17 protein-coding genes and 1 pseudogene are annotated in these 17,054 nt (G+C 71.8%); 12 read left to right on the forward strand and 6 right to left on the reverse strand.

Annotation, left to right across the window (positions count from 1 at the left end; genetic code table 11):
- The 5 genes and pseudogenes from MXD57_RS27250 to MXD57_RS27270 form a co-directional block, all read left to right on the forward strand.
- Positions 1-1,246: pseudogene (locus tag MXD57_RS27250) on the forward strand (hypothetical protein); the annotation flags it as partial.
- Between the two features lie 42 nt (positions 1,247-1,288).
- Positions 1,289-1,762 carry a hypothetical protein gene (locus MXD57_RS27255; protein WP_250404695.1) on the forward strand — a complete coding sequence of 158 codons (474 nt, stop codon included), beginning with the start codon at positions 1,289-1,291 and terminating at the stop codon, positions 1,760-1,762.
- On the forward strand, positions 1,762-2,289 hold the full coding sequence (locus MXD57_RS27260; RefSeq protein ID WP_250404696.1) for a hypothetical protein: 528 nt from the start codon (positions 1,762-1,764) through the stop codon (positions 2,287-2,289). The genes MXD57_RS27255 and MXD57_RS27260 overlap by 1 nt, the downstream gene beginning before the upstream one ends.
- Before the next feature lie 55 nt (positions 2,290-2,344).
- Positions 2,345-2,722 carry a hypothetical protein gene (locus tag MXD57_RS27265; RefSeq protein WP_250404697.1) on the forward strand — a complete coding sequence of 126 codons (378 nt, stop codon included), beginning with the start codon at positions 2,345-2,347 and terminating at the stop codon, positions 2,720-2,722.
- A 512-nt stretch (positions 2,723-3,234) separates the two neighbouring features.
- Complete coding sequence (locus tag MXD57_RS27270) at positions 3,235-3,966, forward strand: DUF7873 family protein (RefSeq protein WP_250404698.1); 732 nt, start codon at positions 3,235-3,237, stop codon at positions 3,964-3,966.
- Between the two features lie 617 nt (positions 3,967-4,583).
- On the opposite strand, the gene MXD57_RS27275 is transcribed toward MXD57_RS27270, so the two are convergent.
- A complete protein-coding gene (locus MXD57_RS27275) occupies positions 4,584-4,949 on the reverse strand; it encodes a MazG-like family protein (protein WP_250404699.1) in 366 nt (121 codons plus the stop codon).
- Between the two features lie 233 nt (positions 4,950-5,182).
- A complete protein-coding gene (locus MXD57_RS27280; RefSeq protein WP_250404700.1) occupies positions 5,183-5,728 on the reverse strand; it encodes a DoxX family protein in 546 nt (181 codons plus the stop codon).
- A gap of 127 nt (positions 5,729-5,855) precedes the next feature.
- On the opposite strand from MXD57_RS27280, the gene MXD57_RS27285 reads away from it, so the two are divergent.
- Complete coding sequence (locus MXD57_RS27285) at positions 5,856-6,182, forward strand: nuclear transport factor 2 family protein (RefSeq protein WP_250404701.1); 327 nt, start codon at positions 5,856-5,858, stop codon at positions 6,180-6,182.
- Between the two features lie 129 nt (positions 6,183-6,311).
- Positions 6,312-7,505, forward strand: coding sequence for a D-alanyl-D-alanine carboxypeptidase family protein (locus MXD57_RS27290; protein ID WP_250404702.1), 1,194 nt, complete (start codon positions 6,312-6,314; stop codon positions 7,503-7,505).
- 248 nt (positions 7,506-7,753) lie between these two features.
- On the opposite strand, the gene MXD57_RS27295 is transcribed toward MXD57_RS27290, so the two are convergent.
- Together MXD57_RS27295 and MXD57_RS27300 are read right to left on the reverse strand one after the other, a co-directional pair.
- On the reverse strand, positions 7,754-8,512 hold the full coding sequence (locus MXD57_RS27295) for an SDR family oxidoreductase (RefSeq protein ID WP_250404703.1): 759 nt from the start codon (positions 8,510-8,512) through the stop codon (positions 7,754-7,756).
- Positions 8,513-8,723: 211 nt separating this feature from the next.
- Entirely contained in the window at positions 8,724-9,758 is a 1,035-nt protein-coding gene (locus MXD57_RS27300; RefSeq protein WP_250404704.1) for a Gfo/Idh/MocA family protein, read from the reverse strand.
- A gap of 86 nt (positions 9,759-9,844) precedes the next feature.
- Between MXD57_RS27300 and MXD57_RS27305 the strand changes: the two genes are divergently transcribed.
- The 5 genes from MXD57_RS27305 (at position 9,845) to MXD57_RS27325 (ending at position 15,052) form a co-directional block, all read left to right on the forward strand.
- Positions 9,845-11,131 carry a multidrug effflux MFS transporter gene (locus MXD57_RS27305; RefSeq protein WP_250404705.1) on the forward strand — a complete coding sequence of 429 codons (1,287 nt, stop codon included), beginning with the start codon at positions 9,845-9,847 and terminating at the stop codon, positions 11,129-11,131.
- On the forward strand, positions 11,083-12,258 hold the full coding sequence (locus tag MXD57_RS27310; RefSeq protein ID WP_250404706.1) for a serine hydrolase domain-containing protein: 1,176 nt from the start codon (positions 11,083-11,085) through the stop codon (positions 12,256-12,258). Before MXD57_RS27305 ends, MXD57_RS27310 begins: the two co-directional genes overlap by 49 nt.
- Positions 12,259-12,452: 194 nt before the next feature.
- Positions 12,453-13,448: a small ribosomal subunit Rsm22 family protein gene (locus MXD57_RS27315; RefSeq protein ID WP_250404707.1), complete on the forward strand. Its 996-nt coding sequence runs from the start codon at positions 12,453-12,455 to the stop codon at positions 13,446-13,448.
- A 143-nt stretch (positions 13,449-13,591) separates the two neighbouring features.
- Positions 13,592-14,206 (forward strand): TetR/AcrR family transcriptional regulator, encoded by a 615-nt coding sequence (locus MXD57_RS27320; RefSeq protein WP_250404708.1) that lies wholly within the window; start codon positions 13,592-13,594, stop codon positions 14,204-14,206.
- A 114-nt stretch (positions 14,207-14,320) separates the two neighbouring features.
- On the forward strand, positions 14,321-15,052 hold the full coding sequence (locus MXD57_RS27325) for a bifunctional DNA primase/polymerase (RefSeq protein WP_250404709.1): 732 nt from the start codon (positions 14,321-14,323) through the stop codon (positions 15,050-15,052).
- Between the two features lie 30 nt (positions 15,053-15,082).
- On the opposite strand, the gene MXD57_RS27330 is transcribed toward MXD57_RS27325, so the two are convergent.
- Complete coding sequence (locus MXD57_RS27330) at positions 15,083-16,078, reverse strand: hypothetical protein (protein WP_250404710.1); 996 nt, start codon at positions 16,076-16,078, stop codon at positions 15,083-15,085.
- Positions 16,079-16,180: 102 nt separating this feature from the next.
- Positions 16,181-17,053, reverse strand: coding sequence for an iron uptake transporter permease EfeU (efeU, locus tag MXD57_RS27335; RefSeq protein WP_250404711.1), 873 nt, complete (start codon positions 17,051-17,053; stop codon positions 16,181-16,183).
- Position 17,054: the final 1 nt, after the last annotated feature.

Genomic DNA, 17,054 nt, shown 5'->3' on the forward strand with positions numbered 1-17,054 from the left:
TGAGGCGGCCGGCATCAAGAGTTGGATCCAGCGCGCGTTCGACCAGGCGATGGGGCAGAGCGGCCACACCTTCAATGGCTCCGCCGTCGGCGACATCGAGGTGTACGAAGCCCACGAAGCCAAGCAGTACGCGAACCAGATCCTGGACGGCGACAAGCTTCAAGGCGATGACCTGAAGGAGTGGCAGCGCCTCATGCGCGACAACGCCCATGACAAGGCCTTCAGCCAGACCCTCCTCAACTCCCTCGGCGCGGACAGGACCCTCAAGCTCACCAACAAGATCGACGACTTGGCGTACTACGACGACACCAAGGGCAAGAACGCCTATCTGCAGATCAACGGAGGCCTGGCCGACTCGCTGGCGACCGCCACCCGTGTCCCGGACTTCAAGGACCCGAACGGCAAGCACCTGTCCTTCGGCTCGAAGGGGTACAACGACGCCTTCGACAACTGGCTGCGGACCAAGGACGCCCAGTTCTACATCAAGTTCGGCAACGACCTGAGGGAACACGGCACCGACGAGTACGACCTCAAGGCTGCTGGGGAAGTCAACAGGGTTGCCAAGGAACACGGCCAGCAGGTGCGGGGCTACCAGAGCCTGGTCACCCTGATGCAGCAGGGACACGGCAGCTACTCACCGCAGTTCCTCTCCGATGTCACCGACGGCGCGATCGCCGCGGAGAAGGACCACCCGAACGCCTGGGACCTTTATGGCAATTTCGACGGCAAGAACGGTGACGGCTGGTTCGCCAATGACCCGGTTGACGGCGCCCTGGGTATCATGGCCCGTGATCCGGAGGCGTCCGCCGGCTATCTCGATCCGCACGCCGATGGCAGCAACGACCGCCTCCACTACCTCCTCAAGGACCGGGACTGGAACGTCGTCAATACCACCGAATGGCGGGGTGAGCGTGAAAGCGTCGGGCCCGATGCCCTGGACGTGGACGGTCGCGAGGGACTGGGCGACGCCCTGACCGCGGCGGCCACGGGGGTCGACCCGCATGGGTCCCGCCCGGTGGGACCGACGTCGCACACGGACGCCAACGACAGGGTGTTCGTGCACGCGCTGGACCTCCTGTCCCAACAGGGAGAGGACATGCCGTCGTCCCTGCGCGACGACATGGCGAAGATCATGACCAATCACGGTCACGAGACGTATGTGGCGATGAGCGATCCGAGCGGCGATCGGCACCCCGCCGACGGCCCGAACCTGAGCCGTGACCAGGTGCTGGAGATGACGAAGTAGATATCGCGAAGCGAGAACTCCTACAACCTGCTTCATACGGGCATGAACTACGCCATCATGGACGACATTCACGACCCTTTGCGACGCCCGGAAGACACCCTCCACGCGGCCGGCAGCGCGGTCGGCTTCATGGAGGAGGGCAGGTACCTCGCGCTCAAGGGTAACCAGCACGACTACACGTGGGACAAGGCATGGAGTTACCACCTCACCGGTGGGATGCTGAACTTCGTCCCCGTCTACGGCGACGCCTTGCAGCGTGGAGCCGACGCGATCACCAGTGCCTGGATCATGGACGAACAGCAACATCAGGCGGACAAGCTGACCAGCGACAGTCAGGCGACCTTCCATCATCGCCAAAACCAGCTGAACGCCATTGCCCACCAGTGGTACGCGACCAACTCCCAATGGGCCGACACCCACACCGACTACTCTCACGACCAGGGTATGTACGACCAGATCAACGGGTCGGCCAATGACGGCAACGCACGGGCCCGCGGACGGGCAGGAGCTCAGTAGTGACGAATCCGAGGCGTAAGATGGCGGCCCTGTTGTGCGGCGCCGTCATGGCGTCGGCGGCGGGCTGCAGCACCCACGCCAGCGTCCCCGCGGACTTCTGCAAGGTCCCTGTGTCGAAGGCGGCCTTGTCACCACTCATCCCGGACAACGGATCCGTGAAGCAGACGCACACCGCCTTGGAATCTCAGCAGGGTTCGGCCTGCGCTCTGAGCGCCGGCGGTCAACGGGTGCTGTACGTCGACATCACCCGCTGGGACCGGGCCCCGGACCCAGCGGACTGGAAGGCCTCGGCAGCACCGTACAAATACGCCGCTGAGCGAGCCGTGTCATTCCCGGGACGTGCGGCGATCGGAAGCAACGGCGCCGTGGTCCAGGCCACCTGCACCTCTCGGGCCGCATACATGTCCTTCGGGGTCGATTTCTTCGGAGACCGCGTCGAGAATACTCCCACCGGCTACAGGAAACTCCAACGATTCGTCAACGACTTCGTCCCTCGCGCAACGAAGAAGTTCCACTGCACCGATTAGGCGGCAGGGGTGAAGTCCAGCAGGGTCATGCTGGCGAGCAAGGAGAGAGATGGCCGTGAATGAGCGAAGCCAGGCGCCGCCGCCAGGAATTCCGCGCGGCGAGCAAATCCTGCGAGATGTCGACCGAATAGAAAAGTGGTCGATTGTGTGGACGCTCGCGGCGATTGGTATGTGGTGTTGGTTTCTCTGTCTAATGCTTATCGGGTACGAGGCCGGCGGAGTCGAATGCCGAGCGCCACTGTTCCATGCCGAGCAGGACTACAGCCCCTGTGACAGCGGCATGCGCCAGTGGCCTGTGCTTCTTGGTGTGCTCGCACTGGCGGTGATTCCGACTGTCATTGCCGCGATCACAACACTGTACGCAAAGCTTCTTTGCCGTATCGCAAGTTCACCGAAACAGAACGCACATCCCTCTGCGGGATCGCCTCTGTGAACTCCCGGGCGACTGCTTGAAAGTGGACCGATCGCGCGACGGTCGGTCGAGTCGTGACTACGTCTGAGCGAGCCTGGGCGGCGAGGCGGTTGGCGACAACGGTGTCGCCCCGGGGAGGGAGGTGTGGAACTGGTGGACCACACAAGCGTCCTCCCCGCGTGTTTGCGAAGTCCATGGCATCGCGGTGGCTCTGCCGGCGTAAAGCCCGACTCGTCTGCCGCTGTCTTCGACTTTGCTTCGGAAAGGGCCTCCGGCTTGCGCCGGAGGTCGTTCTGCTGACCGGGCGGAGTCAGGGATGGGCCGGGCGCGATCAACCGCGCACCACTTGGAACGGCGAGGCGGGGAAGCCCGCGCTCGCCGAAGGGGGAGCCGTCCTTGACTCGTCCTGCCGCTGCCCGAGCGACAGCCGGTGAGAGGCCGTCGCGTGTGCGGGAGCCGAGCCGCGAGCAAAAGGGAATGCGGGTGTCCGAGCCGCTGGGATACGTTCCTCCCTGTTCGAAGGGGGAGCCGAAGTGGCGAAACTGAACCAGATCATCGCTGTCGAAAAGGGCGTCAAGAGCAAGTCGCTCCAGGACATCACCACCGCGCACCACAAGGTGCAGAAGCCGGCTCTGCTGGCCGGTATCTCGCGCACCTACCAGCCGAAGGACGAGGAGGGCGAGCAGCTCCCACCCGAGTCCACCCGCGTCCAGGTGCAGGGCGAGGACGTGCTGCGGGAGATGTCCGCTTCACTCACCCGGCTCTTCGACGTGACCGCCACCAAGGACTGGGCGAACTGCGCAGCCCGCGCGGACGTCACGGTCGACGGCCGCACCGTTGTCGCCGACGTCCCGGTCGGCTACCTCCTCTTCCTGGAGAAGCAGCTCGCGGACCTGCACACGTTCGTCAGGAAGCTCCCCACCCTGGACGCCGCCGAGTCCTGGTCCCACGACCCGTCGACGGACTGGTGGAAGACGGACCCGGTCCGCACGATCCGGACGAAGAAGGTCCCGCGCAACCACGTCAAGGCGGAAGCGACCGAGAAGCACCCGGCGCAGGTCGAGGTGTATTACGAGGACGTACCCATCGGGTACTGGACGACCGTGAAGTTCTCCGGTGCGCTGCCGGCGCGGCGGGTGAACGAGTTGGTGGACCGGGTGGAGAAGCTCCAGCAGGCGGTGAAGTTCGCCCGTGAGGAGGCCAACGGCACCGAGGTCACCGACCAGCGGGTTGGTGACGCGGTGTTCGGCTACCTGTTCGGCTGAGAAGGGCCGACGCGTAGCATTCATGATCGCCCCCGCGTGCGAGCGCGGGGGTGCGCGACGGGCGCGGGCCGGAGTGAGGACCGGTTCGCGCGAAGAGCGCAAGCTGACACTGAAGTTCAGCCTGAAAAACGCGGTGACAGTGAAGGTTCGAGTCCTTCCCCCGGCACAGCATCACCTACGGGCCGGGGTAGCCCAACACGGCAGAGGCAGCCGCGCTCAATCTCAGACTCTCGCTCCAGTCTCAGCATCGCCGCCGATCGCCGGATCGAACGGGGCCGGACGAACGCCGTCGGATGCGAGTTCGAATCTCGCCTGCAGCTCTCACGTGCTGCGGTAGTTCAAAGGAAGAACACGACCGCATGATGACTGATCCGTCCTCTTAAACGCCGCCGGCGTGCGCAATTGGGTGGCATCCCCAGGGGCCCGGGAGCTGGATACGACTCCCGGGCTCCGCCACGTTCCGCGGCCCGGCGAAGGACGGCATCGTACAGAGGGCACGACCAGGTCACCGAAGCCGGACAGCGCGTCGTTCCGAGCGTCGACCCTGCTCGCCGGCGGTGCCTGCCGCGGCGTCGCCGACGCCGATTGGCGGGTCCGAGGGGAGCCGGAGGGCCGGCTCACGCCGGTGGAGCCGGCGGGCGCTCCCGTACGCGCTCCAGATGCCGTTCGAAGACCCCCTGCGCCTCCGGTGTCAGGGTGCGCAGGGCGACCAGCGCGGTGATGGCCACGTCGCAGAGTTCCGACTGGACGTCGTCCCACGTGTGGGTGACGCCCTTGCGGGGGTTCTGGCCGGTAGCGCCGATGACCGCCTCGGCCACCTCCCCGACCTCCTCGGAGAGTTTGAGGATGCGCAGCAGCACGCCCTCCGGGCCGGAGTGTTCACGAAGGGCCTCCAGGCGGGCCCAGAGTTCGTCCACGGCAGGCCAGAGGCCGGGGTCGGGCTCGGTGGTGCCGCTCGTGCCGGCCATGTTCTCAGAGGTCATGCCGCGCAGACTGCCATGCCGCGCGGACCGCCGTGCCACGGGACTGACATCGCGCGCGTACGACCGTGCCGCCGGCCGGTGTCGCCCCGCCGCCTGTCGAGCAGGTTCCCGGTACCCGGGCAGGTCCCCGCGTCCGGGCAGGTTCCCGGTACCCGCGCAGGTCCCCGCGTCCGAGCAGGTCCCGACGTCCCGAACGCCGAACGGGCCGCCGGTCCTCGGACAGGCGCGCGCCCCTACTCCTCGAACAGGGCCTCCTGCTCGCCCTCCTTCCGCTGCCGCAGTCGCCGGTTCCGGGCGCCCACCACCACGGCCGTGGCCGCCGCCGTCACACCGAGGGCCACCGGCACCATCCAGCCGCGGTCGACGACGTGGCGGAAGGCGTGGTCGAGGGAGAGGCGGCCGGGGCCGGTGACGGCCAGACCGGCCGCGGTCAGGCCCAGGGAGGCCGCGTGCTCGTAGCCGCCCTCCTGGGCGAAGAAGCCGTTGGGTGTGTGCACCGCCGACGCCCCCGCCATCGCGCCGGCCGCCGCCGCGCCCGCCGCCGGGGTCGCCAGGCCAAGCGCCAGCAGAGCGCCGCCGCCCGCCTCCGCAGCGCCCGCCGCCATCGCGCTCGCCTTGCCCGGCGCGTAGCCGATGGACTCCATGAACTGGCCCGTGCCCTCCAGGCCGTGCCCGCCGAACCAGCCGAACAGCTTCTGCGCGCCGTGCGCGGCCAGCACCCCGCCGGTCCCCAGCCTCAGCAGCAGCAGGCCCACGTCGCGTCGGTCGTAACAGGTCACGGTGACTCTCCATCAGCAGGCGACAGGTCCCCCTCCGCGTTCCCACCGTCGCACCCCTCACCCCACCGGGCCCGTCCTGGAGGGCGTTCGGGTGGCGGGGGCGGGGGACCGGTGTGAGCCTGGCGCCATGAGCATTCAGCCAGCCAAGCTGCGCGATCCTGCGGTCCGTGCGTTCGTCCACGCCGTCAACGCCCACGACCGCGAGAGCTTCCTGTCGCTCCTCGCGCCCGACGCGACGATGGCCGACGACGGCTCGGACCGCGACCTCGCCGACTGGATCGACCGGGAGATCTTCTCCTCGCACGGTCACATGGAGGTCGACAACGAGTCCAACGGCGGCCACACCCTCCTCGCCCGCTACCGCAACGACACCTGGGGCGAGATGCGCACCAGGTGGACCTTCACCGTCGGGGACGACGGGCGGATCTCGCGGTTCGAGACCGGGCAGGCGTAACCGGCGCGAGAACACGGGGCGTCGCCGAGAAGGCGGGTGGCTCACCGGATTCTCATGGGACGGCAAATTCCGGCCGTCTCCCCGGCTCCTGTGGGCAAACCCCTGTTCGACCCGGTGTACGGTCCCGGGGTGCGTGATTGTTCCCGGCTCAGCCGGCGTGCCGTCCTCGGGCTGACGGCCGCCGCCCTTCCCCTTTCGGCGGCCGCCCCGGCCGCCGCCACGACCGTCGTGGGCGGTGAGCGGCTGGCGCACGGCGGGGTCCAGGTGCGCGGTGCCTCGGCCCTGCCCAGGAAGCTCGACGCCCGCGCGTGGCTCGTCGCCGACGGCGAGAGCGGCGAGGTGCTCGCCTCGTTCAACGCGCACCGGCGCCTCGCTCCCGCCTCCACGCTGAAGATGCTCTTCGCGGACACCGTGCTGGGGAAGTTCGACCGCGGCGAGCGGTACAAGGTCACCGACGAGGACCTGGCCGACGTCCCGGCCGGTTCCAGCCTCGTCGGTATCAAGCCCGGCATCACCTACACCGTCGAGCAGTTGTGGCAGGGCGTGTTCCTGCGCTCCGGCAACGACGCGGTGCACGTGCTGTCGCACATGAACGGCGGCATCGCGAAGACGGTCGCCGAGATGCAGGCCAGAGCACAGGACCTGCAGGCCCTGGACACCCGGGTGGTCAGCCCCGACGGCTTCGACCACAAGGGGCAGCTCTCCTCGGCGTACGACCTCACCCTGTTCGCGCGGAGCGGCCTGAAGGGCGCCGACTTCCGGGGCTACTGCGGCACCCGGACCGCCGACTTCCCGGCGGGCGGCAGGAAGACCTTCCAGATCCAGAACACCGACCGCCTGCTCACCGGGGCTTGGGGCCTCGACGTGTACGAGGGCCTGATCGGTGTGAAGAACGGATACACCAGCCACGCCGGGAACACCTTCACCGGTGCGGCCACCCGGGGCGGTCGCACCCTGCTGGTCACCGTGATGCATCCCCACGCCGGCGGCAACGCGGTCTACGAGCAGACCGCCAAGCTGCTCGACTGGGGCTTCGAGCAGGGCAGTTCGGCACGGGCGGTGGGCGCGCTGGTCGAGCCGCTCAGCGCGGGCGGGGCGAGCGCGAGCCCGGCGCCGGGCGCGGACGGGAAGGCGGCCAGGGCCGCGGCCGGAGCCCCCGGCCCCGGGCACCCCTCGTCGTGGCGGCTGCTGGAGGGCGCCGCCGGTTCCGCGGCCCTGCTGGGCGCGGGAGCCTGGGCGCTGCGCCGACGGCTGACCCGGGGGCTGGCGGCCGCGGCCGAGGACCGGCCGGAGAGCGGAACCGGCGGGCGCCGCCGGACCTGAGCCGCCGTGAGCCGAAGGGGCCCGGAAGGCGGTCTGCGGCAGCCGTTCCGCCGTCCGGTGCACATCCCGCGGTCGTCCGCGGGGTCCACCCCCCAACCTGCGGCCGGTGGAACGGCTGCCGTCTCCCCCCTCGGTATGGCTACGGAACCCCAGCACTCCAAGTGTGAAGCTCTTGTGGAGAAGTTGAGCACAGGCGACCGATCGGCCGCAATGCCGCGGATGTTCGAACTCCGCTTGCCCGGCGGGCCTCAGCCGCGCCCGATGTAGGGCATCGCGGTCGCCAGCACCGTCGCGAACTGCACGTTCGCCTCCAGTGGCAGCTCGGCCATGTGCCGCACGGTGCGCGCCACGTCCGCCACGTCCATCACGGGCTCCGGAGCGGTCTGGCCGTTGGCCTGGAGCGCGCCGGTCTCCATCCGGGCCGTCATCTCGGTGGCCGCGTTGCCGATGTCGATCTGGCCCACGGCGATGCGGTACGGCCGCCCGTCCAGTGACAGCGACTTGGTCAGGCCGGTCAGCGCGTGCTTGGTCGCGGTGTAGGCGACCGACATCGGCCGGGGCGCATGGGCGGAGACCGAGCCGTTGTTGATGATCCGGCCGCCCTGCGGCTCCTGCCGCTTCATCCGGCGGTACGCCGCCTGCGCGCACAGGAACGCCCCGTTGAGGTTGGTGTCCACCACGTGCCGCCAGGCTTCGTAGGGCAGGTCCTCGACCGGCACCCCGCCCGGCCCGAAGGTGCCCGCGTTGTTGAACAGCAGGTCAACCCGGCCGAACCGCTCGACGGCCGCGGTGAAGAGCGCGTCCACGTCCTCGGGCCGGGACACGTCGGTGCGCACCGCGAGCCACGGCCCTCCCGGCACCAGTCCGGCCGTCTCCTCCAGTGTCTCCGGGGGCCGGCCGGCCAGGACCACCGACCAGCCGGCGCGCAGCAGTTCCACGGCGACGGCCCGCCCGATGCCGGAACCGGCGCCGGTCACCACCGCGATCTTCGATTCCCTGTCAGTCATGGCTCCGCAGCGTAGGCGGAGAGTCCGCCATGCGGAATCGACCGTCCGCCATACGGTCGCAACGGCAACGGCAACGGCAACGGCAACGGCAACAGCAACGGCAACGGCAACGGCGACGTCAGCAGCAGCGGCAGCAGCAGCGGCAGTCGCAGCCGGGGACGGGCCGGGCCGTGGCCTGGGGCAGGCCCGGCCGGTGTCAATCCGCTCGTGCTCAATACACCTGGGCCGCGCCCGCGGCCGCGGGCGCGGCCGTCTCCGCGGGATACCGCACGCCGATCCGCTCCCGGATCGCGTCCAGCGTGCGCATCACCGCGAGACTGCCGTCCAGCGGCACGAGCGGCGACTCCCGCTCGCCCGCCCGCAGCGCCCGCATCACCTCGGCCGCCTCGTGCCGCAGGCTGGTGCGCGGCCCGTCGGCCGGGTCCGCGGTGAACTCCTCGGCGTCGCGGCCGTCCCGGTGCAGCACGAAGCGCTCGGGGTGGAAGAAGCCGGCGGGGACGTCGATCCGGCCGAGGGAGCCGGTGACCGAGGCGGTGGTCCCGGTGCCTCCCGCGATGGAGCAGTGCAGCGCGGCCAGCGCGCCGCTCTCCCAGGTCAGCAGGGCGCCGGTCTGCAGGTCGACGCCCTCCGCCGAGAGCACCGCGCTCGCGGTGACGGCGTCCGGCTCGCCGAGCAGCAGCTGCGCGAACGACACCGGGTAGACCCCGAGGTCCAGCAGCGATCCGCCGCCGAGCGCCGGGTCCCGCAGCCGGTGCGCCGCCGGGAACGGGCCGGCGAGACCGAAGTCGGCCCGCACGGTGCGCACTTCACCGATCGCCCCGTCGTCCACCAGCGCCTTCAGCCGCCGCACCAGCGGGTTGCAGTACATCCACATCGCCTCCATCAGGAAGCGGTCGTGCTCCTTGGCCAGCGCCACCAGCTCCCCGGCCTCGCGGGCGTTGAGCGTGAACGCCTTCTCGCACAGCACGTTCCGCCCGGCCGTCAGGCACAGCCCGGCCGCGGCCCGGTGCGCCGAGTGCGGGGTGGCGACGTACACGACATCGATGTCCGGGTCCGCGGCCAGCGACTCCCAGTCGCCGTGGGCCCGGGTCGCCCCGAAGCGCTCGGCGAACGCCTCGGCGGACTCCGGCCGGCGCGAGGCCACCGCCGCGATCTCGGCGTCCGGCAGATCCACCAGGTCCGCAGCGAAGGCCGCCGCGATCCCGCCCGTCGCCAGGATCCCCCACCGCACGCTCCGCTGCCCCATCCCGTCCCGCCCTCGCTCGTGTGTGCCTCGGCAGTGTGTACGAGCTGAGAGCATAGGTGCCGGGACGGAACGAGAGGGAGGGACGCATGCACGAGGACACGGCGGCATCGGCACCGGAAACGGAGCACCCGGCCGGTACCGCGCCGCACACGCCCGCCCGGCCCGGCCTGCTCCTCGTCCTCCTCCTCGGCGGCCTCACCGCCACCACCCCGCTGGCGATGGACATGTACCTCCCCTCGCTGCCGGAGGTCACCCGGACACTGCGCGCCCCCGCCGCCACCGTTCAGCTCACCCTCACCGCCTGCCTGGCCGGCATGGCCCTCGGGCAACTGGTCGTGGGGCCGATGAGCGACCGCTGGGGACGCCGCCGGCCGCTGCTGACCGGCCTCGCCGTCTACCTCGTCGCCACCGCCCTGTGCGCGCTCGCGCCGGACATCGGGACCCTGGTGGGTCTCCGGCTGGTGCAGGGACTCGCCGGCTCGGCCGGGATCGTGATCGCCCGGGCCGTCGTGCGCGACCTCTACGACGGACTGGCCATGGCCCGCTTCTTCTCCAGCCTGATGCTGGTCTCCGGGGCCGCCCCGATCCTGGCGCCGCTGATCGGCGGTCAGGTCCTGCGGGTGACGGACTGGCGGGGTGTGTTCGTCGTCCTCACCGCCGCCGGAGCCGCGCTCACCGCCCTGGTCTGGGCACGGCTGCCGGAGACCCTGCCGCCCGCCCGCCGGCACCGGGGCGGAGTGGGCGAGGCGCTGCGCGCGATGCGCGGCCTGCTCGCCGACGCGCCGTTCAGCGGCTACCTGCTGGCCGGCGGCTTCGCCTTCGCCGCGCTGTTCGCCTACGTCAGCGCCTCGCCGTTCGTCGTCCAGGAGATCTACGGCGCCTCCCCGCAGACCTTCAGCCTGCTCTTCGGCCTCAACGCGGTCGGGCTGATGGTCACCGGCCAGATCAACGGCAAGCTGCTGGTCGGCCGGGTCGCCCTGGACAAGGTGCTCGCGGCCGGCCTCGCCGTGACCGTGCTCGCGGCGTCCGCCCTGCTGCTGATGTCCGCCGGGGCCTTCGGTGAGGTCGGCCTGGTCCCGGTCGCCGCCGCGCTCTTCGTACTCATGTCGGCGATGGGCGTCACCCTGCCCAACGCCCAGTCCCTCGCCCTGCTGCGCACCCGGCACGCCGCCGGCTCCGCCTCCGCGCTGCTCGGCACCTCCTCCTTCCTGATCGGCGCGGTCGCCTCCCCGCTGGTCGGCGTCGCGGGGGAGCACACCGCCGTGCCGATGGCGGTCGTCCAACTGGCGGGTGCGTTGGTCGCGGTGGCCTGCTTCGTGGGACTGTGCCGTCCGTGGAGGGCACGTACGGGGTCGGAGGGGGACCAGAACTGAGCACGCCGAGACTGCGCCCCGGCACACCCGAACGAGCCGGGCTCGACCCCACGGAACTCGGGCACCTGACCGACGAGGTGCACGCCCTGACCGCCGGAGTGCGCCCCTGGGCGGCCGGCGCCGTCGTGCTGGCCGGACGCGGGCCGGTGGTCGTCGTCGCCGAGGCCGCCGGCTGGGCGGTGCGCTACTCCTCCTACGACCCCGAGACCGGCACCGGTGTCGAACTGCCAGACGGCGAACGGGTCCCCGCCGGTGTCGCCACGCCCTTCGACCTGGCCTCGCTCACCAAGCTGTTCACGTCCGTCGCCGCCGTCCAGCAGATCGAGCGCGGCACCCTGGGCATGGACGCCCGGGTCGGCGCCTACCTGCCGGACTTCACCGCGGCCGCCGAACACGGCATCACCGTGAGGCAGTTGCTCACCCACACCTCCGGGCTGCGCCCCGAGCTCCCGCTGTACGACGCTCCGGACACCGCCGCCCGGCTGGCGATGCTGCGGGCCGAGGCGCCGACGGCCGCGCCCGGCACCTACCTGTACTCGGACCTGAACATGATCCTGCTCCAGTTCGTCCTGGAGCGGATCACCGGCCGGTCCCTGGACGTGCTGATCGAGGACGGCATCACCCGGCCGCTCGGAATGACGGCGACCGGCTTCGGACCGGCCCCCGCGGCGGCGGCCACCGAGGACCAGCGGCTGCCGTGGGCCAAGGCGGAACGCGGGATGCTGCGGGGCGTGGTGCACGACGAGAACGCCTGGGCGCTCGGCGGGGTGGCGGGCCACGCGGGCCTCTTCTCCACCGCGCCGGACCTCGCGGTCTTCTGCCGGGCCCTGCTGGGGGGCGGCGCCTACGGTCCCGCCCGCATCCTCGGCCCCGACTTCACCGAACTCCTGCTGCAACCGCCCGGCCTGGGCTTCGCCGTGGACCAGCCGTGGTTCATGGGCGAGCTGGCCGGCCGGGGAGCGGCGGGCCACACCGGCTTCACCGGAACCTCCCTCGTGCTGGACCCCGCCACGGACACCTTCCTGGTGCTGCTGGCGAACGCGGTCCACCCCCGCCGGCGCATGCCGGACAGCAGACCGAGAGCGACCATGGCGAACCACCTGGCCCGGGCCGTCCGCGGGGCGTGAGCGGCGGTGCCCGGGCGTCCGGTGCCGCGGGGCCGGCCTCCCTGCTGCTCCCGCGCCGTGGTGCCCGGCCCCCGGGCGCGGTGCCCCGCGACGTGTTCACCGGGCCCGGGGTACGGCGTGCCGGGCCCGCCGGACCCCGGCGGCAGCGGTCCCGGCGGGCCTGGAGCGCTCCGGGCAACTGAGAGAATCGCGGGGTGAACGCCCCAGCCTCCCCAGCCGACGCCCTCCGTGCCTCCGTCACCGCGCTGCTCGACGGGCTGCCGCCCCGGCAGGCCGCCGGGGCCGTGGAGCGGCTGATCGCCAGCTACCGGGGCGACACCCCCACCCACGCCCCGATCCTGCGTGACCGCGCCGACGTCGCCGCGTACGCGGCGTACCGGATGCCCGCCACCTTCGAGGCGGTCCGCTCGGCGCTGGAGGCGTTCGCGGACGCCGTGCCCGGCTGGACCCCCGGCAGCCACGTGGACGTCGGCGGCGGCACCGGCGCGGCGACCTGGGCGGTGACCGCCACCTGGGACGGGACGCGGCCGGTGACCGTGCTCGACTGGGCCGAGCCCGCGCTCGCCCTCGGCCGGGAGATCGCCGCCGCCAACCCGGCCCTGCGCGACGCCAGCTGGGAACGCGCCCGGATCGGCACCGCGCTCACCCTCGGCCCCGCCGATCTCGTGACCGTGTCGTACGTCCTCAACGAACTCGCCGGGGCCGACCGCGCCGCCCTCGTGGACGCCGCCGCGGACGCAGCGCGGGCCGTCGTGATCGTGGAGGCCGGTACGCCCGCGGGCTACGAACGCGTCATCGAGGCCCGCGACCGTCTCGTCCGCGCCGGATTCCGGGTGGCCGCGCCCTGCCCGCACAGCGCCGCCTGCCCCATCGTCGCCGGTACGGACTGGTGCCACTTCTCCGCCCGGGTCAGCCGCTCCTCGCTGCACCGGCAGGTCAAGGGCGGCTCCCTGGCGTACGAGGACGAGAAGTTCAGCTACGTGGCCGCCACCCGGCTGCCCGCCGAGCCGGCCCCGAACCGGGTGGTCCGGCGCCCCCAGATCCGCAAGGGGCAGGTGCTGCTGGACCTGTGCGAGGCGGAGGAGCGGCTGGGCCGCACGACCGTCACCAAGCGCCACGGCGGCCTGTACCGGGCGGCCCGGGACGCCGACTGGGGCGACCCCTGGCCGCCCCAGGACCCGCCCGTCTAGGACCCCCGGCCCGGCCCGGCCCGGCCCGGTCCGGTCCGCTCCGCCACGGCCCGCACCGATCCGATCCGCCCCGCCCCGATCCGGCCCCGCCCGGTCCGCTCCGAACGCAGAGCCCGCCCGGCCGGGCTTGTTAGCGTCAGCCCATGGTCAAGAAGCCCGCCCCCGACGCCGCCCGGCGCAGTGAGAAGTCCCGCCGGGCGATCTACGCCGCCGCCCTCGCCCTGGTCGCCGAGAGCGGCTACCGCAGGACCACGGTCGAGGGGATCGCCGCCCGCGCCGGGGTCGGCAAGCAGACCATCTACCGGTGGTGGTCGTCGAAGGCGGACGTCCTGCTGGAGGCGTTCCTGGACCTCGGGGAACAGGCGGCGCGGGCGGCGGGACAGCAGCCGTACACCCTCCCCGACACCGGCGACCTCGCCGCCGACCTCAAGACGGTGCTGCGGGCCACGGTGGACGAACTGCTGGACCCGCGCTTCGAGGCGCCCGCCCGGGCGCTGGCCGCCGAGGGCCTGGTCGACGAGCAGCTCGGCCGTGAGTTCGTCGACCAGCTCCTGCGGCCCCAGCTCCAGCTCTACGTCGACCGGCTGCGCTCGGCCCAGGAGGCGGGCGCGGTACGCCCCGACCTCGACCCGCGCATCGCCCTGGAACTCTTCGTCTCCCCGCTGGCCCAGCGCTGGCTCCAGCGCACCGGCCCGATCTCCCACGCCTACACGGACACCCTGGTCGACTACGCCCTGCACGGCCTGGCCCCGCGCTGACCTCCTGTGAGGTGCGTCTCGTCCGGTTTCTCCGGATGGCCCCGGCGGCACCCGAAGGGCAGCGGGATGGGACGATGAGGCATGCTGGCCGCACCAGGCGAGGCGAGGGGACAGATGAGCGCGACGTTCGGCGGCCGTAGCGGCCGGCAGGGCAGACTCTCCCAGTGGCTGCGCGGACGCCGCCCGAAGGAGGAGTCCGCCGACCCCGGCGGCCGGGAGGCCCTGCTGCTGGCCGCCGCGGCGGCCGGTCTGCCGCTCGCGCCCGCCGCGCACCCGGGGGCCGGCTACGGCTGCTCCTGCGACCGCGTCGGCTGTCCCACCCCGGCCCGGCACCCGGTGTCGTTCGCCTGGCAGACCCAGTGCACCACCGACCGCGCCCAGATCGAGCGCTGGGCCCGGCACCAGCCGCAGGCCAACTTCATCACCGCGACCGGCATGGTGCACGACGTCCTGGACGTCCCCCTGAAGGCCGGCCGGGAGGCACTGGAGCGGCTGCTCGACTCCGGTGTGGAGGTCGGGCCGGTCACCGTGAGCGACGACGGCCGCATGATGTTCTTCACCCTCACCCGGGGCACCCCCGAGGACGAGGACGAGTGGTGGCCCTGCGAGCTGGACTGCCACCCCGAGACGATGGACGAGCACCCGGGCCTGCGCTGGCACTGCCGCGGCTCCTACGTCCTCGTACCGCCCGCCCGGCTGCCCGGTGGCGAGGAGCCGGGGCTGCGCTGGCTGCGCGGCCCGGAACACCCGCTGCCCGACCCGCTGAGCCTGCTGGAGACGCTGACCGACGCCTGCGCCCGCCACACCGGCGACCCCGCGGGCGGCGCCTGGCCCCTGCGGCACTGACCGCTCCGGGGCCGCGATCCCCGGCGCGGTCTACTCGCCCCGCGCCGCCGTCAGTCCCTGGACCCGCCCCAGCACCGACACCCGGCCGCTGTCCGCGGGGTCGAGGGCGGCCTCGTTGGCGGTGATCTCCAACGTCAGCGACTGCTTGGTCTCGCCCTTGGTCAGGGCCTGCACATCCCGGTTCGGGGTGGGCACCGAGGTGCCCGCGGCGGCGGTCTGCTTCTCGTAGTGGTGCGTGGTGAAGAACACCAGCGCCCCGCCGTCCGCCGTGCGCAGCGCGAGCGGCGCGTAGGCGCCGCTGGTCAGCGGCTCGTCGATGAACTGCCGGACCAGGCCGGGCCGCTTGGCCAGCTTCTTCCGGTTGGCGCGCAGAGCGGTGGTGTACGGACCGTCCGCGAAGGTGCTCCCGCCGGACTTCAGATGGTTCGTGTACCCCTTGCTCAGCTCGGCGGGCGGCACGGCCAGTTCCCCGGAGTCGGCCGGCACGGCCTCGGCCCAGCCGTCCGCGTCCTTCTCGAACTCCGGTACGTCCTTCGCCGCCACCAGCGTCAGATAGGCCACCTGCCACGGCTCGTCGAGGCCGTCGCGGGTGAACACCAGCAGCCAGCGTGCGTCTCCGCCGCCCTTGTTGGCCTTGGCGTCCGCGACGAACCAGCGGGGCCACCCGGCCTTCTTCGGGATGGTGAACTCGGCGTCCGTCAGCTCCAGCGGCGAGTGGTTCGCGTTGCCCGACGGGCTGTTGGCGTGCCCGGCCGTCAGCCGGGCGCCGTCGATGTCGGCGAGGGCGCCGGTGACGTACTTGGCGTCCAGGGAACGGTCGTAGGCCTTGTCGGCCCTGTTGTAGGCGTCCGTGAACTGCCGTAGGGCCCTGGCGGCCTCGGCGCGGCCGGTGGCCGGGAGCACCTCGCGCTCCCCGTGCACCACCACGCATCCGCTCGCCGTCAGCGACAAAGCGGTCAGTGCGGCCGCTACCAGCGCGTTGCGGTCACGCCGGCGAAGCCGGCGACGACTGCGATCCCTGCTCATGAGGTGCCTTCACCCTCCCCTTCCCGGAGGCGAACCCTACCGGGACGGGACGGCGCTCGGACGGCCGGTTCCCGTACTGCGCCCTGCCGTTGCCCGGGCCGCCTACTCGGACGCCGGGACCTTGCCCCCGGCCGGAGCCGCCGTGCCCTGCCCGCCGCCGCGCAGCCGGGCGCGGAACTCCGGGGTGAGCAGGAAGACGGCCAGCGTCGGCACCAGGTACAGGGCCCACACCGTGAGCTGGACGACCGTCGGGTCGGGCTGGAAGTTGAGCACGCCCTTGAGCAGGGTGCCGTACCAGCTGTCCGGCGGGATCGTGCCGCTGATGTCGAAGGCCAGGTGGTTGATGCCCGGGATCCAGCTCGCCTCCTGCAGGTCGTGGAAGCCGTACGCCAGCACGCCCGCCGCGACCACGACCAGCATGCCGCCGGTCCAGGTGAAGAACTTGGCGAGGTTGATCCGCAGGGCACCCCGGTAGAACAGCCAGCCCAGCAGGACGGCCGTGGCCAGGCCCAGCGCCACCCCGATCAGCGGGCGCGGGGTGCCGTCGCTCGCCGCGTGCACCGAGGCCCACACGAACAGGGCGGTCTCCAGGCCCTCCCGGCCGACGGCGATGAACGCGGTGGCGACGAGGGCGCCCGTGCCCATCGCGAGAGCCGCGTCCAGCTTGCCGTGCAGCTCCGACTTCAGGTGCCGGGCGGTGCGCCGCATCCAGAACACCATCCAGGTCACCAGGGCGACGGCGACGACGGACAGCGAGCCGCCGAGCGCCTCCTGCGCCTGGAACGTCATCTCCTGGGAGCCGAACTCCAGCGCGCAGCCGAAGCCCATCGCGATGGCGACGGCGATGCCGATGCCGATCCAGATCGGCTTCAGGGCGTCCCTGCGTCCGGTCTTGACCAGGTAGGCGATCAGGATGCAGACGACCAGCGACGCCTCCAGGCCCTCGCGCAGGCCGATCAGGTAGTTGGAGAACACG

This window comes from Streptomyces cellostaticus (assembly GCF_023630175.1).
GTDB classification, from domain to species: Bacteria; Actinomycetota; Actinomycetes; order Streptomycetales; family Streptomycetaceae; genus Streptomyces; species Streptomyces cellostaticus_A.